General features: G+C 41.5%; 13 protein-coding genes. 1 reads left to right on the top strand and 12 read right to left on the bottom strand.

What is annotated here, in order from left to right; translation table 11 throughout:
• Nucleotides 1–73: 73 nt before the first annotated feature.
• The 4 genes from priA to gmk form a co-directional block, all read right to left on the bottom strand.
• The gene (priA, locus tag CD039_RS03300) at nt 74–2,482 is read right to left on the bottom strand and encodes a primosomal protein N' (RefSeq protein ID WP_103371111.1); all 2,409 of its coding nucleotides are present in this window, start codon (nt 2,480–2,482) and stop codon (nt 74–76) included.
• A complete protein-coding gene (gene coaBC, locus CD039_RS03295; protein WP_103371110.1) occupies nt 2,483–3,706 on the bottom strand; it encodes a bifunctional phosphopantothenoylcysteine decarboxylase/phosphopantothenate--cysteine ligase CoaBC in 1,224 nt (407 codons plus the stop codon).
• A 490-nt stretch (nt 3,707–4,196) separates the two neighbouring features.
• A complete protein-coding gene (rpoZ, locus tag CD039_RS03290; protein ID WP_103371109.1) occupies nt 4,197–4,409 on the bottom strand; it encodes a DNA-directed RNA polymerase subunit omega in 213 nt (70 codons plus the stop codon).
• Complete coding sequence (gmk, locus tag CD039_RS03285; protein WP_002472857.1) at nt 4,409–5,032, bottom strand: guanylate kinase; 624 nt, start codon at nt 5,030–5,032, stop codon at nt 4,409–4,411. Before gmk ends, rpoZ begins: the two co-directional genes overlap by 1 nt.
• A gap of 156 nt (nt 5,033–5,188) precedes the next feature.
• Here gmk and CD039_RS03280 point away from each other — a divergent pair, with 156 nt between their 5' ends.
• Entirely contained in the window at nt 5,189–6,892 is a 1,704-nt protein-coding gene (locus tag CD039_RS03280; RefSeq protein WP_103371108.1) for an Rqc2 family fibronectin-binding protein, read from the top strand.
• 196 nt (nt 6,893–7,088) lie between these two features.
• On the opposite strand, the gene CD039_RS03275 is transcribed toward CD039_RS03280, so the two are convergent.
• The 8 genes from CD039_RS03275 to CD039_RS03240 form a co-directional block, all read right to left on the bottom strand.
• Complete coding sequence (locus tag CD039_RS03275) at nt 7,089–7,496, bottom strand: VOC family protein (protein ID WP_002472826.1); 408 nt, start codon at nt 7,494–7,496, stop codon at nt 7,089–7,091.
• Nucleotides 7,497–7,847: 351 nt separating this feature from the next.
• A complete protein-coding gene (gene pyrE, locus CD039_RS03270; RefSeq protein WP_103371107.1) occupies nt 7,848–8,456 on the bottom strand; it encodes an orotate phosphoribosyltransferase in 609 nt (202 codons plus the stop codon).
• A gap of 1 nt (nt 8,457) precedes the next feature.
• Nucleotides 8,458–9,150 (bottom strand): orotidine-5'-phosphate decarboxylase, encoded by a 693-nt coding sequence (gene pyrF / locus CD039_RS03265; RefSeq protein ID WP_103371106.1) that lies wholly within the window; start codon nt 9,148–9,150, stop codon nt 8,458–8,460.
• Between the two features lie 146 nt (nt 9,151–9,296).
• Nucleotides 9,297–12,470 (bottom strand): carbamoyl-phosphate synthase large subunit, encoded by a 3,174-nt coding sequence (carB, locus tag CD039_RS03260; protein WP_103371105.1) that lies wholly within the window; start codon nt 12,468–12,470, stop codon nt 9,297–9,299.
• Nucleotides 12,463–13,563, bottom strand: coding sequence for a carbamoyl phosphate synthase small subunit (locus tag CD039_RS03255; protein WP_103371104.1), 1,101 nt, complete (start codon nt 13,561–13,563; stop codon nt 12,463–12,465). Before CD039_RS03255 ends, carB begins: the two co-directional genes overlap by 8 nt.
• Complete coding sequence (locus CD039_RS03250; RefSeq protein ID WP_103371103.1) at nt 13,563–14,837, bottom strand: dihydroorotase; 1,275 nt, start codon at nt 14,835–14,837, stop codon at nt 13,563–13,565. Before CD039_RS03250 ends, CD039_RS03255 begins: the two co-directional genes overlap by 1 nt.
• A gap of 6 nt (nt 14,838–14,843) precedes the next feature.
• On the bottom strand, nt 14,844–15,737 hold the full coding sequence (locus CD039_RS03245; RefSeq protein ID WP_103371102.1) for an aspartate carbamoyltransferase catalytic subunit: 894 nt from the start codon (nt 15,735–15,737) through the stop codon (nt 14,844–14,846).
• A 24-nt stretch (nt 15,738–15,761) separates the two neighbouring features.
• Complete coding sequence (locus CD039_RS03240; RefSeq protein ID WP_103371101.1) at nt 15,762–17,081, bottom strand: uracil-xanthine permease family protein; 1,320 nt, start codon at nt 17,079–17,081, stop codon at nt 15,762–15,764.
• Nucleotides 17,082–17,208: the final 127 nt, after the last annotated feature.

Here is a 17,208-nt window from a genome sequence, read left to right as displayed (position 1 = left end):
CACTTACAAAATGAGCAGAAATTCTACCCTTTGTAAGTGTCTTATTTAATTTCAAATAATCTCGTCTCTACCGCTACATCATCATTTGTGGCGCAATATCAATCTTCAATGCAAGTTTCTCTTTCATATATTGTTCATGATAATAGTCATCGAGATACTGCAACGCTTGATATAAATCCGGCTCACTTTTATATTTAATCAGAATTTGGAAGCGATATTCGTTATTAATTCGCGTTAGTGCAGCCGGAGATGGTCCGAGGACCAACGCTTTATCAGATAAGTGTTGCAACAAGATTTGGTGAATATGCTTAGACGCCTCTAACACCTTTTTCATTTCTTGATGAGAAATCGTAAAGTTAATTAAGAAGAAATACGGTGGATACTTACCCATCTTACGATATTCCATCTCTTGACGGTAAAATGCCAAATAATCATTCTTCTGCACATCTTTAATCGCATAGTGCTCTGGATTATACGTTTGAATAATCACTTGCCCCTCTTTTTCATGACGCCCGGCACGACCTGCTACTTGCGTTAACAGTTGATATGTCCGTTCGCTTGAGCGGAAATCAGGTAAATTCAACATCGTATCGGCATTGAGCACGCCTACGAGGGTAATATTAGGGAAGTCTAGCCCTTTCGCAATCATTTGCGTCCCAAGTAGAATGTCGCCTTTTCCTTCACCAAAGTCATTCAACAACTTCTCATGTGCACCTTTACGTGACGTCGTATCAACGTCCATACGAATAATATTAGCGTCTTCAAACTCTCGCTGAAGCAGTTCTTCTACACGTTGTGTTCCTGTACCGACTTGCCGTATGTGCTCACTTTCACAGTTTGGACACAGTGCGGGCGGTGTTTCTTGATAGCCACAATAGTGACATTTCAACTGATCTGTCGATTTGTGGTACGTTAATGAAATATCACAGTTTGGACATTGTGGCACATGCCCACAATCACGACACAACATAAACGAAGCGTAACCGCGTCGATTTAAGAACAAGACGATTTGTTCTTTGTTAGCTAAACGTGTCTCAATCGCTTCTCTGAGCTGATTCGAGAACATCGAACGGTTGCCTGAACTCAACTCTTCACGCATGTCGACGATATCAATATGCGGCATTGATTGATCATTAACACGGTTCGGTAAGCTCAACAACTGATACACACCTTTATCCGCGCGGGCATAGGACTCTAGACATGGCGTCGCACTGCCGAGAACGAGCGGACACTGATGATATTGACTGCGCCACTCTGCGATATCACGCGCATGATATCTCGGATAATCTTCTTGTTTATAGGACGACTCATGCTCCTCATCGATAATTATCATACCGAGCTCTTTAAATGGCGCAAAGACACTAGAGCGTGCACCCACACTGACGCGAGCGCGACCATCTCGAATCTTTTGCCATTCATCATAGCGTTCACCTTTCGACAAGCCTGAGTGAAGCACCGCTACTTCATCTCCGAAACGCTTTTTAAAACGCAAGACCATTTGCGGTGTTAATGCAATCTCCGGCACAAGCATCATCGCTTGTCGATCATGGTTCAATACACGTTCAATCGTCTGTAGATAAACCTCTGTCTTACCGGAGCCTGTAACGCCGTGCAGCAAGAACGTGCGTTGTTGCCGTTCTTCAATACTTTCACAAATCGCATCGTAAGCGCGCTGTTGATCTTCCGTGAGCGTTTGATTTTTCTCCTGTTCAAAGACACGTGTCGCAAACGGATCACGTTCAATCACCGCATCATATTTCTCAATCAATCCTTTACGTGTCAAAGTATTGATGGATGAAATTGAGAAGTCCATTTCTTGTAATTCTTTCAAAGAGACGTCACGATGACGTTCATCGCTCAAATATGCATATAAATCGTACTGCTTCTCTTTCGACTCTAACTCTGCCAATACACTATCAATTGCTGTTTCGTCAGCGATGCGTACGGCACGTTGCGTCTTCTTACCTACACTTTGAGATAGGAGCGTTTGTTCTTCTACTACCCCTTCTCGTAAAAGGTCTGAAAGTGCCTTTAAATCACCATTCTTCTGCGCAACCTTATATTCATAATTACCTGCGCTATCAAACTTGCTCACTAGTGATTCAGGTATCGCGTTAAGATCTTTCAGATGGAAGACTTTCGTATACTTCGCCTTCAACGCTGCTGGCAGCATCACCTCAAGCATTGAAATCCGTTTCGTTACAAAGTATTTACCATACCACTCACTTAATAGAATCAGTTCAGGTGTTAACTCGGGTCGGATATCTTGTATTTCCTTGAGTTCCTTTAACTTAGAGAGGTCTAAGTTCTCATCCGGATGGTCGGTTAATTCCATTACATAACCTTGGATTGTTCTCGGACCGAATGGCACGATGACACGCATGCCTACTTGAATGACAGACTCTAACCGTTCCGGAACGAGATAATCAAAGTTATAATCGACGCTTTTAGATTGAACATCTACTATGACTTTGGCAATCATTTATTTCCACCTAGTTTCTAATTCATCTACAATGAGCTGAGCCAACTCGACCTTTGGCTTCTTACCTAAAGCGACTGAAGATTGATCTTTGAAGTACATCGTATAGTCATTGTTGTCTGAACTGAACCCAATTGAACGATCCCCTACGTTGTTCGCGATGATGACGTCCGCATTCTTGCGCTCTAACTTGTCTTGCGCATAACGCTCAATATCACGTGTTTCTGCCGCGAATCCGACTAAATATTGGTGCGATTTATGTTCACCCAAGTATTTTAAAATGTCTGGCGTACGCTTAAACGTCACACTCAGTTCGCCTTCTTGTTTCTTCAATTTATGTGGCAACATTTCTGTCGGCGTGTAATCTGAGACTGCCGCTGCTTTGAAGACGATATCCACGTTCTCGTAACGTTGCTTTACCGCTTCAAACATCTCTTGCGCACTTTCAATACGGATGACCTCTACACCTTCTGGATCTGGTAAAGAAGTAGGACCCGAAACTAATGTGACTTGTGCGCCTCTATCTCTTAACGTTTCGGCAAGTGCGTAGCCAATCTTACCTGAAGAACGGTTGGACAAATAACGTACGGGATCTAACTCTTCCATCGTAGGTCCCGCAGTCACCAATGCATGTTGACCTTTAAAGGTGCTTGAAGTCGGAGTCGTTGATTCAGAAGTCGCACCTTGAGATGATGAATTGAAATATTCATTCAAACGTGCCACGATTTGTAGTGGCTCTTCCATGCGGCCTTTAGCGACATAACCACAAGCCAGATAGCCATCACCTGGCTCGATAAACTCGTAACCGTCCCCTTTAAGAATGGAAATATTATGTTGTGTTCTCGCATTCTCGTACATATGCACATTCATCGCAGGTGCAATAAACTTAGGCGTTTCAGTAGCGAGCAAGGTAGAAGTGACCATATCGTCTGCCATACCCACGCTCAATTTCGCAATGATATTTGCCGTTGCTGGTGCAATGACGATGGCATCGGCCCAATCACCTAAAGCCACGTGCTGTATTTGTTCAGGATTCTCTTCTTTAAATGTATTCGTGTAAACGACATTACGACTGATTGCTTGAAATGCGAGAGGTTGTACAAATTCTTGCGCATTATCTGTAAGCATCACTCGAACGTTATAATTTGCTTGAGTCAACTTACTCGTTAAATCGATTGCTTTATATGCTGCAATACCTCCTGTCACAGCCAACAATATATTCTTCATCACTATTGTCCTCCATCGAATTATTCCATCGTAACGCTTCTTCGTACGACATTGTCACGTCCTCTTCTGGCGAGTGATTCAGCTTGTGATCGGCTGACTTTGATGCGCTAGCCATCGACGTGTATCTGCGTCATTTTAACTCTCATTATACACCATTTTGTAGGTAAAATAAAAAGCACGGAAGTATAGCTTTGTCCTTCTCGCTTGGACAACCACTACACTACCGTACTGCTCATTACACGACAGCATGCACCTATTATATCGCCCACAGTAACACTTTTTCCAAAGATTAATATGCCCTTCATGCGATAACCTGTTCATCTTTTAACACACAAATAAACCTGCAACACTGACTCTAGCAGATACGAAACGTTACCTTTCTTCTCTACCAAATGTTGCAGATTTTTTAACGCGCAATGAGATGACACTATAATTCTGTCATTGTGTACCTCTCATATATATTTGTACTCAATGAGTATGAGCCTACACTTTATTCGTCAAGATCGATAGTACCGTTAGGATAAACGTTACCGTCTGCGATTTCTTCAAGTGCTTTACCTACTGTTTTCACAGATTTGTAGTTATCTAACAAAGTACTTTCAGGTTTATCTTCTAACTCTCTCGCACGTTTCGCAGCTGTTGTCGCGATTAAGTATTTAGAACGAACTTGGTTAGTTAAATCATTTAATGCAGGGTATAACATTATTTTTTAGCCTCCAATATCATCTTTCTATATTTTGCTTCGATACGCTCTCTCTTTAAATGCTCTGCGTCGACGATAGATTGAATGCGTTGTTTCGCAAGTTCAACCTCATCATTCACTACGACATAATCGTAAAGATTCATCATTTCCACTTCGTTACGCGCTTCATTGACACGACTTTGAATCTTCTCATCACTTTCCGTGCCACGTCCGACCAAACGCTCACGTAAATGATCTAAGCTTGGTGGTGCTAAGAAGATAAATAATGCGTCTGGAAACTTCTTACGGACCTGTTTCGCACCTTCCACTTCTATTTCTAGAAAGACATCATAACCTTGTTCCATAGTATCTTTAACGTATTGCACAGGTGTCCCGTAATAATTTCCTACGTATTCTGCATACTCAATAAACTGGTCTTGCTTGATGAGATCTTCAAACTCTTTCTTCGTTTTGAAAAAGTAATCCACCCCATCTTCTTCGCCCTCACGCATATCGCGTGTTGTCATTGAAATCGAATATTTATAAGATGTCGATGGGTCATCAAATATTTTCTTTCGCACCGTCCCTTTTCCTACACCCGAGGGACCAGAAAGCACAATTAGCAAACCTTTCTCATTATCCATGATTTACGACCTTTCTAGCTATTCTTCTATTATTACCATATGATACCATACTCCCTATTTAATTGTATAGCGTCCGTAGACAAATCTTCTCCTATGCCCACCTGACGTCTCATGTTACAATGAGTAGACTGAAATTATAGAAAGTGGATGATACACATGGCATATGATGGTTTATTTACCAAGAAAATGGTAGCAGACTTACAATTTCTAATCGGTGGTCGTATTCATAAGATTAATCAACCTGAGAATGACACGATCATCATGGTGATTCGCCAACAACGTAAGAATCATCAACTCTTATTGTCGATCCACCCTAGCTTCTCTCGCATGCATATCACTGAGAAGAAGTACGACAATCCCTTTGACCCACCTATGTTTGCGCGCGTCTTCCGTAAACATTTAGAAGGTGGATTTGTCCAAGCCATTCGCCAAATCGGTAATGACCGCCGTGTTGAAATAGACATTGAAAGTAAAGATGAAATTGGCGATACGATTTACCGTACAGTGATACTAGAAATTATGGGGAAACACAGTAACCTTATTCTCGTGGATGATGACCGCAAGATTATTGAAGGATTTAAACATCTCACGCCTAATACCAATCAATACCGTACTGTCATGCCTGGTTTTAAATACGAAACACCACCGACGCAAGATAAGTTGAATCCTTATGAGATTTCAGCGGACCAAGTAAATCAATATATTGATTTTAACAGTGGTAAAATTGCTCGTCAGTTACTTCATACCTTCGAAGGCTTTAGTCCGCTTATCACGAATGAAATCGTGAATCGTAAGCAGTTTATGACTACTGAAACCTTACCTGAAGCCTTTGCTGAAGTCCTCGCTGAAACAGAAGGCCCAGAAACACCCATTTCCCATAAAAATCATGAAACAGGAAAAGAAGATTTCTACTTTATGAAACTGCAACAGTTTGACGATGATGCAGTGATCTACGACTCCTTGCATCAACTGTTGGATCGCTATTACGAAGCGCGTGGGGAACGAGAACGTGTGAAGCAACGTGCCAATGACCTCGTACGTTTCGTTCAACAACAAGTGCAGAAGAATCAACATAAACTCGGTAAACTCATGCAAGAATCTGAAAGTGCGAAGGATAAAGATCGCGAGCAACTCTATGGTGAATTGATTACAGCGAATATTTACCGTATCCAACAAGGTGACGATCATGTGACTGCGTTGAACTACTATACTAATGAAGAAGTGGATATTCCGCTCAATCCGACGAAATCACCGTCTGAGAACGCGCAGTACTACTACAAACAATACAATCGTTTGAAACGGCGAGAATATGAAGTGGAACGTCAAATCAAGTTAACACAAGAGAACATTCAATACTTTGAGAATATCGAGCAACAACTCGCACACATTACGGTGGATGACATCGATGAAATTCGCGACGAACTCGCTGAACAAGGATACATGAAAGCGCGCAAACAAAGTAAGAAGAAGAAAAAGCCTCAAATTCAGTTACAACATTATCGCTCTACCGATGGGGATACGATACTTGTAGGTAAAAATAATAAGCAGAATGATTATTTAACGAACAAGAAAGCTTCAAAACAACACTGGTGGTTCCATACTAAGGATATTCCAGGTTCACACGTCGTGATATTAAATGACGATCCGAGTGACGAAACGTTGAAAGAAGCGGCGATGTTGGCAGGCTATTTCTCTAAAGCAGGAAATTCTGCTCAAATTCCTGTGGACTACACACAAATTAAGAATGTGCATAAACCTTCAGGAGCGAAACCAGGGTTTGTAACCTATGATCATCAAAAAACATTGTTCGCAACACCAGATTATGATCACATTAAAGCAATGAATATAGATGAGAAATAATCGTAAATCTGAGCTTTAATCACATTTGATCTTACAACTTCTAAACGCATCTTTCATATTCAAAGGATTAAATGTTAACAAGTTATGAAATAGCACTATCCTTTTATAAACGTAAATAACCCAGCCCGGAAAGTAAGGACATCCCCCCTACTTTCTTGGCTGGGTCTTTTAATATTATGTCGAATATTTTAAAAATCTATTGTTTCTCAGGTAAAGCTAATTGCCAGTTCACACCGAAACGATCTTGCACCCATGCAAATTCTCTAAATGGTGGCATTTCTGTCTTCGGCATTAAGATGGCACCTTGATTCTTCAACTTACTAAATAAACGTTCCATCTCCATCGCCGTATCAACAGTGACATAAAGTGACATCGCTGGATTCATTTCAATATCCATTCCATTCACATTGTCAATCGCCATCAATACTTGGTCTTTCAAACGAAAGATAGCATGTTGTAAATAATCTGTCGGCGCATCATCCTCTTCACTATAACGACGCATAGCGAGAATTTCAGCATCATCGAAAGCTTCTACGTAGGTACGTATCGCTTCTTCAGCTTGACCGTTAAACATCATAAACGTGGTCACTTTAGGTATACTCATCAGTTATCCTCCTCTTTTCAACCGTCTCAATTCTCTCGGTTATATCATCTTCACTCATTGTAACATATCACGAGCTTGGCACATGAACCATGCGTAGACGAGAACAACACTTGAGCCATCCTACCTTACTACTGCAGTCTCGACATTTCCTAAGTTACATTATTTTGTTAAAATAGATTAAAAATACGTGGAGGTAAATTATGACATTCGTGCTTATTCCATTACTCGTCTTCTTTGTCGTCTTACTGATAGGTTGGCTATTGATAAAAATGTTTATTCGTTAAAAATACAAATAATCCTGTGTTGCATCGCATCAAGCATGACAACACAGGATTGTTTTTTACGATCTACTTATAGATTATCGCGCCACTCAACAAGTGCATCGATATCTTCTTTCGTAATGACGCCTCTTTCTTCTGCAACTTCAATCAATTCATTATAATCGCTTAAAGTATAGAAAGGAACGTTAGCTGCTTCAAATGTTTCTGTCGCTTTCTTCAAGCCATAAGTAAAGATAGCTACAACGCCAAGAACATCTGCACCACTTTCTTTCAATGCATCTACCGCTGTGATTGAAGAACCACCTGTAGAAATTAAGTCTTCAACGACAACGACTTTCTTACCTTGGCTATTTGCGCCTTCAATTTGGTTCTGTTTACCATGACTTTTACTCTTAGAGCGTACATAGTTCATCGGTAAATCTAACGTTTCTGAAAGGTATGCAGCGTGTGGGATACCTGCAGTCGCCGTACCAGACACGATTTCAACATCGCCGAAATGTTCACGAATTAATTCTGCTAAACCATCACGGATTTGACGACGTACTTTAGGATAGCCGAGCGTTACGCGGTTATCACAATAGATTGGAGATTTGATACCTGAACTCCAAGTGAAGCGATCGTTTGGTGAGAGTGATACCGCTTCGATATCTAATAAAGATTCTGCAATCGATCTTGCCATGTTAGTTGCACCAACTTTCTTTGATTTTATGATAGCTTTCAACCGGATTGTCACTTTGTGTAATTGGACGTCCAACGACGATATGTGTAGAGCCATTCGTCTTTGCTTCTTCAGGCGTAGTGATGCGTTTTTGATCATTCGTTTGTGCATCTTTTGGACGAATACCTGGCGTGACTTTTAAGAAATCTGAACCTAAATGACTCGTTAACAATTCTGCCTCTAACGGTGAGCACACGACACCATCCAACTGTGCTTGTTGAGCGAGTTGTGCATAGTTTAAGACTGCATCCTCAATCGACGTTTGGATGTTCTGCTCGTCATGCAACATCTCTTCCGTCGTTGAAGTTAACTGTGTTACAGCGATGAGCTTCGTATTAGGATTATGCTTTCTCAAACCTTCCAACGCACGCTGCATCATCACTGTACCGCCAGCTGCATGCACGTTGACCATGTCGACCTCTAATTTCGCTAGTCCCTCCATCGCTTTACCTACTGTGTTAGGTATGTCGTGAAGCTTTAGATCTAGGAAAATACGGTGACCACGTGCTTTAATGTCTGATATGAGTTCTGGACCTGTTTGATAGAACAATTCCATGCCGACTTTAACGTAAAGTGGCTCATCGAATAAATCTAAAAATTGATCTACCTTCTCTTTAGATTCGAAATCTAAAGCGATAATTGGCAACGTTTCCATTCGATATATCACCTCTGTTTCTGTCAATGAAGTGTTGTTTTGTGATTAATCATATAAGAACGTAGAAGTGAGAAGCGTCTCAACGCTTCCACTTCTAATTCTCATACTATCGTTCATGATAGTTCTTACTATTTAAATTACAGTTACTACATCGTTCTCATTGTAAATGTCATGCTTTCGATCACATTTGTTAAAGCATTTGCAGTATCTAGAGAAGTGAGACATGGTACGCCGTTTTCTACAGAAGTTCTGCGGATTTGGAAACCATCTCTTTCAACTTCTTTACCTTTCGTCATCGTATTGATCACAATTTGAACTTTATTATTTTGAATTTGTGTTAAAATATCGTCTTCGCGACCAATCTTACCTACGACTTGTGCTGGCACATCATTGTCGTTCAATTTATGCGCTGTGCCTTCTGTCGCAAGAATTCTGTAACCGACTTCGTTTAAGCGACGCGCGATATCAACAATTTCTTCTTTATCTTTATCGCTTACAGTCATGAGCACTGTGCCGTGATCTTTCACTTCAACACCGCTAGCTGTCAACGCTTTGAACAATGCTTTTTCCATCGTTAAGTCTTTACCCATAACCTCACCTGTAGATTTCATTTCAGGTCCAAGCGTGATGTCGACATTTTTCAGTTTATTAAAACTGAAGACAGGTGCTTTAACGAAGACACCTTCACTATGTGGTTGAATTCCTGGTTGGTAACCTAACTCTTGTAGGTTCTCACCCATTACACCACGCATCGCAAGTTGTGCCATTTGAATTCCAGTAATTTTACTCAAGAACGGAACTGTACGGCTTGAACGTGGGTTAACCTCTAACACGTAGACGCCATCGTGTGCGATAACGAATTGAATGTTGATGAGACCAACAATGTTGAGACCTTTCGCTAAACGCATCGTGTAATCTTCAAGTGTATCCACTTCTTCTTGCGTTAATGTTTGAGGCGGATAAACTGCCATAGAGTCACCTGAGTGAACCCCTGCGCGTTCGATGTGTTCCATGATACCAGGGATAATTACTGTTTCACCGTCAGAAATTGCATCGACTTCAATTTCTTTACCAGTAAGGTAACGGTCGATGAGTACTGGATGATCTGGACTTGCTTTAACTGCTTGGTTCATGTAGTTCTTCAACTCGTCATCGCTGTTAACGATTTCCATCGCACGTCCACCGAGTACATAGGATGGTCGAACGACAACTGGATAGCCGATTTCACGCGCATTCTCTAAAGCACCTTCTGGAGATGTCGCTGTCTTACCTTTAGGTTGTGGTACATCGATGGTATGAAGCAATGCTTCGAATTCTTTTCTATCTTCTGCACGGTTAAGGTCCTCTAGAGTTGTACCTAGGATATTCACACCGTGCTTAGCAAGTTTATCAGCTAAGTTGATCGCTGTTTGACCACCGAATTGAACGACAACACCTTTAGGTTGCTCTAAATCGATGATGTTCATTACATCTTCTTCAGTTAGTGGCTCGAAGTAGAGCTTATCTGAGATTGAAAAGTCAGTAGAAACCGTTTCAGGGTTGTTGTTCACGATAATTGCTTCGTATCCAGCATTTTGAATCGCCCAAACAGCGTGTACTGTCGCATAGTCGAATTCTACACCTTGACCGATACGGATTGGACCAGAGCCAAGCACTAAGATTTTCTCTTTATCAGTGACGATAGATTCGTTCTCTTGTTCATACGTACCATAGTAGTATGGAGTAGTAGACTCGAATTCAGCCGCACACGTATCAACCATCTTATAAACAGGTGTAATACCGTTATCTTTACGTAATTGGTAAACCTCATCTTCTGTCATGTCGAAACGGTGTGCGATTACGCGATCACTGAAACCATAGTTCTTCGCGTATTGTACATAGTCCACGTCACCTTTGTGTTCTTTCAAGTCATGTTCAATGTCGATGATTTGTTGGAATTTATTTAAGAAGAAGTAATCAATCATCGTCATTTCATGGATTTCTTCTAATGTTGTACCACGGCGAATCGCTTCTCCAATGAAGAAGAGACGCTCATCATCTTGATCTTTAATACGTTGTTTAATGTAATCTAAGCTATAGCTTTCACCATTTGGTAAACCGAGGTGGTGTACGCCGTATTCTAACGAGCGAATCGCTTTTAATAATGATTCTTCGTAAGTACGGCCTATTGCCATAACTTCCCCTGTCGCTTTCATTTGCGTACCGAGAACACGTTCACCTTTTTCAAATTTATCGAATGGGAAACGTGGAATCTTAGAAATCACATAGTCTAGTGCAGGTTCAAACGCTGCATAAGACGTACCTGTGATTGGATTTAACATTTCATCTAAAGTCAATCCAACAGCAATCTTAGCCGCAAGTTTCGCGATTGGGTAACCTGTCGCTTTAGACGCAAGTGCTGAAGAACGAGATACACGAGGGTTAACCTCGATGATGTAGTATTGCATTGAATCTGGATCTAAAGCGAGTTGTACGTTACAGCCCCCTTCAATACCTAACGCACGAATTACTTTCAATGATACGTCACGTAACATTTGATATTCGACGTCAGAAAGCGTTTGACTTGGCGCTACTACCACTGAGTCACCAGTATGGATACCGACTGGGTCAATGTTCTCCATGTTACATACTACGATTGCGTTGTCATTCTTATCACGCAATACTTCGTATTCAATTTCTTTGTAACCCGCGATGGATTTCTCAATTAAACATTGTGTCGCTGGACTGTAGTGAAGCCCGTTTGAAACAACTTCACGTAATTCTTCGTCGTTGTGGCAAATACCGCCACCAGTTCCTCCCATTGTGAAGGCTGGGCGTACGATGAGTGGGTAGCCCACTTGTTCTTTAAAAGTAAACGCTTGTTCTACAGTGTTAACGATATCACTTTCAGGTACTGGTACATCTAATTCATTCATCAAGCTTCTAAATTGCTCTCTGTCTTCAGCTTGTTGGATTGATTCTAAACGTGTACCAAGTAACGTCACACCATTCGCTTCAAGTACACCACTATCGTGTAATTGAATTGCCATGTTAAGACCTGTTTGTCCACCTAAAGTTGGTAATAAAGCGTCTGGTTGTTCTTTGCGGATGATACGTGCGATAAAGTCGTGTGTTAATGGTTCGATATATACTTCGTCCGCAATTTCTTTATCTGTCATGATTGTGGCAGGGTTTGAGTTGACTAAGATCACGCGGTAACCTTCTTCTTTCAAAGCAAGACAAGCTTGTGTCCCTGCGTAGTCAAATTCTGCTGCTTGACCGATAATGATAGGTCCTGATCCAACGACAAGAATTGTTTCTATATCTTTACGTTTAGGCATGAGTATGACGCTCCTTCTCTTTAAATTGATTCATCATTTCAATAAATTCATCAAATAAGTAGTTTGAATCTGTAGGTCCTGGTGATGCTTCAGGGTGATATTGAACTGAGAATGCAGGTAATGTCTTATGGCGTAATCCTTCAACAGTGTTGTCGTTAATCGCAATATGTGTCACTTCGAGATCAGTATTCTCTAGTGAATCTTTATCGATTGAGTAACCGTGGTTCTGACTTGTTAACGCTACTTTACCTGTCTTCAAGTCCTTAACCGGATGGTTCGCACCACGGTGACCGAATTTCATCTTGAATGATGTTGCACCTTGAGATAAGGCGAAGAGTTGATGTCCGAGACAAATTCCGAAGAATGGAATTTCGCCTAAAATGCCTTTAATCATGTCGATTGCAACTTGTACTTCTTCTGGATCCCCAGGGCCATTAGATAACATGACGCCGTCTGGAGACATACGTTTAATCTCTTCAGCAGTTGTGTCATATGGAACAACAGTGACGTTACAACCACGCGCGTTGAGTTCACGCACGATGTTTTGCTTTTTACCAAAGTCTACAAGAACGACACTTAAGTCAAAGCCTGTAGAAACGTAAGGCGATTTCGTAGATACTGTTTGCACTTCTGTACGTGGTAATTCAGTCTCTTTCAACTTCTCAACGAGTTGATCAATGTCTTCTTTGTTATCTGTAAATCCAGCTTTCAAGACCCCATATTGTCTAATCTTGCGAGTAATGCTACGTGTATCTACACCAGAAATGCCTGGAATATCGTATTCAACGAGCACTTCGTGGAACGTTCTTTGAGAACGGAAGTTACTTGAATGCTTGCTCGCTTCTTTCACTACAACCCCGTTCAAGCTAGGAACGAGCGTTTCGAAATCATCACGGTTAATACCATAGTTACCGATAAGTGGGTAAGTAAAAGTAATGATTTGTCCAGTATAAGATGGGTCAGAAATTGTTTCTTGATAACCTGTCATCGCAGTGTTAAATACAATTTCACCCATTGTTAAGTTATCTGAACCGAGTGGGTACCCTTCATAATATGATCCGTCTTCTAATACGAGATAACGTTTCTCAATCATTAGATTTCCTCCTTAAATTTCACTGTTCCTTCAACCATTGTAAGCACTGGGTTGCCGTAAACTTTGTAACCTAAGAATGGTGTGTTGCTTGCTTTAGAATGGAAGTCTTCAGCTTTGATTTCACGCTCTTGATCTAAGTTGATAATCGTTAAATCAGCTAAGCTACCTTCTTCAAGTTTGCCATAAGGTAAGTCGAATGTTTGTGCAGGTTTAATTGTTAAGTAGTCGACAAGTTGTTGTAATGTCCAGTCCCCATTCTTAACGAAGTGTGTGTAAAGTAATGGGAATGCTGTTTCACTACCTACGATACCGAATGGCGCACGTGTCATTGGTTGATCTTTCTCTTCTGCTGCGTGAGGTGCATGGTCTGTCGCGATACAATCGATTGTGCCATCGAGTAAGGCTTCAATTAGTGCGTCACGGTCTTCTTTGCTACGTAATGGTGGATTCATTTTATAAATCGCATTGTCACCTGGCACATCATCTTCAGTAAGTAATAGGTGGTGTGGTGTGACCTCAGCTGTCACGTGGATGCCTGCTTTCTTCGCATCTCTAATCGCACGAACACTTTCTTTCGTTGAAACGTGACATACGTGATAATGTGCACCTGCTGCTTCTGCGAGTAGAACATCACGTGCAATTTGAACCGCTTCACAGATATTTGGAATACCAGGGATGCCTAATTCTTTACTGCGTTTACCATCATGCATTGCACCGCCGTAAATCAAGCTGTTATCTTCACAGTGTGCTACAACAGCTTTACCTTGTTTCGCTGCCGCTTTCATAGATTCGTACATCATGCTTGCTTCTTGCACACCTACGCCGTCGTCTGTGAACGCGAATGCACCATGTTGAGCGAGTGCTTCAAAGTCGACATGCTCTTTACCCGCTTGACGTACAGTGATCGCCGCGTAAGGTAGGACACGAACTTGTGCGCTGTCTTCAATAATCTTATTCACATGTTCTAAATTCTCAACAGAGTCAGGTACAGGTTTCGTATTCGGCATAGGACATACTGTAGTGAAACCACCACGTGCTGCTGCTTTCGTACCTGTTTCAATTGTTTCTTTATGTTCGCCGCCTGGTTCACGTAAATGAACGTGTACATCGACAAGTCCTGGGGCTACAAATTGACCTTGAGCATCGATTTCTTCTGCATCAAGCGTATTATCAATTTGCTCGTCAATCATCTTGATGCGTTCACCTTCGATAAGGATGTCTACTTGTTGTAATTCCCCATTTTGTAAAATTTGTGCATTTTTAATTAATTTCATAGTAAGTTACCCCTTTCGATTTTCTAAAATTGTATCAATCACAGCCATGCGTAGGAACATGCCATTTTCCATTTGTTTAAAGATGCGTGACTTAGGTGCTTCGACGAGTTCGTCCGCAATCTCAATACCTCGATTGACTGGTGCTGGATGCATGATAATCGCTGATTCTTGTAAACGTTGATAACGTTCTGGAGTGAGGCCGAAGTCTTGATGGTAATGCCCCGCTTCAAAGTGATCCACTTCTTCGGAACCATGTCGCTCATGTTGTACGCGAAGTAACATGACGATATCCACTTGATCGATCACTTCATCCATATCAACGTATGGTGCGCCAATAGAGTCGTCTTGCCATTCTTGAGGACTCGAGAACATGACTTCTGCCCCCAGTGCTGTCAAACTGTGATAGTTGCTTCGGGCTACACGAGAATTTTTAATATCTCCACAGATGAGCACTTTCAAACCTTCAAATCGCTTGAATTCTTCATGTATCGTCATGATATCTAATAAACTTTGGGTAGGATGTTGGCCACTGCCATCTCCTCCGTTAATGATAGATATTTGAATATTGTCCAGTTTATCGTAGTAAGCATTCTCAGAGTGACGGATAACGAGTAAATTCACTCCAATGCTCTCTAGCGTTTTACAAGTATCGTATAAGGACTCACCTTTCTGAACGGATGAAGTAGAAGTTTCAAAGTCAAATAAGTTTAATCCCAACTTCTGTTCAGCGACGAGAAAGCTACTCTTCGTACGTGTCGAATTCTCGAAAAAGAGATTCGCTACAAACTGATCGTTGTACTGTGGAAAAGGCCTAGCGCCAGATTTAAATTCACTTGCTTTGCGTATCAATTGGGCAATTTCTGTCGTCGTTAAATGTTCCATTGATAGTAAGTTTCTCATATTCTAACCTCCATCTTCTTTCCGTTATGCGTCCTTATTGTCAGCTGTTGATTTAGATTGCGGTAAGATCAAGTTCAGTATAATACCAGCTAATGCAGCTAAAGCCATACCTTCAATTTGTAGGTTGATACCTAAACCTTTTAAATTAAAAACTAAGTTTCCGATACCAATCACGAGAATGACTGAGACGATAACTAAGTTACGGTTCTGCGCAAAGTCGACGTTGCTCTCAACTAACATTCTCAAACCACTCGCCGCAATGATTCCAAAGAGTAAGATGGAGACGCCGCCCATCACGGGTGTAGGTATGGATGAAATCAGAGCGGTGAATTTACCGATAAATCCGAGCAAGATGGCGATACATGCTGCGCCGCCAATAACGTAAATGCTGTAAATCTTCGTAATCGCAAGTACACCGATATTCTCACCGTACGTTGTGCTTGGTGGACCACCGATGATGCTCGCAAACATCGTTGATACACCGTCACCGATAATGGATTTGTCTAATCCAGGGTCTTTAAAGAAATTACGTCCTACAATCTTATTAATCACCATTTGATGACCGATATGTTCACTGACAGTAACGAAGACGATCGGTACCATTACTAGTACGAGTCCGAGATGGAACGATGGAACGTAATCTTTAAATGGTAAGTAGATATCAGGCAACTGCAACCATTTCGCTTGAGCAATCGGTGCGAAGTTGACTAGACCAATACAAACCGACACGATGTAACCGACGATAATCCCTACAAGCACAGGTATCAGCGATAGAAAGCCTTTAAAGAAACCTTGTACACAAATCGTTACGAGTAACGTAATCATGGCTACGAGTAAGTAACTTAAATTGTACCCTTTCATGTCGCCAGAGTTCTCAAACATTGCCATATTGACTGCTGTCGGTGCTAAGCTTAAGCCGATAACCATAATGACTGGGCCTACGACCACAGGTGGCAACAGATGCATGAGCCAATTGATACCACTAAGCTTAATAATCAGCCCTATGATGACGTACATCACACCACTCATGAAGAGTGCGACTAACATATCACCGAGACTATGGTTGGCAATTCCTGAGATGATGGGTGTGATAAAGGCGAAGCTTGAACCTAGATAGGCAGGGATCTTCGCTCGTGTGATGAGTATGTATAATAATGTTCCGATTCCTGAGGCGAGTAACGCTGCTGATATCGGCATATGTGTTAAGAATGGTACGAGTACCGTTGAGCCAAACATCGCAAATAGATGTTGGGTACTCAAGAATGCCCATTGGGAAGGTTTTGGTTTGTCTCTGACGTCGAGCACCGGTTTGGCCGTGCGCTCAAACAATTGTTCATTTTCCATCTCTTTTTCTCCTTTTAAAAAAAGTCTCTTTACTCGGCGTAAAGAGACTGAAACAAGACACCTTTTTATGCACGAAGGTACACTCTACGCTTCATATGCATACAAAGGGAGTACAACTGAAACAAAG

It is taken from the genome of Staphylococcus argensis, from assembly GCF_002902305.1.
In the GTDB taxonomy this organism is placed as follows: Bacteria; Bacillota; Bacilli; order Staphylococcales; family Staphylococcaceae; genus Staphylococcus; species Staphylococcus argensis.
This window is presented reverse-complemented; position numbering and strand designations above follow the sequence as displayed.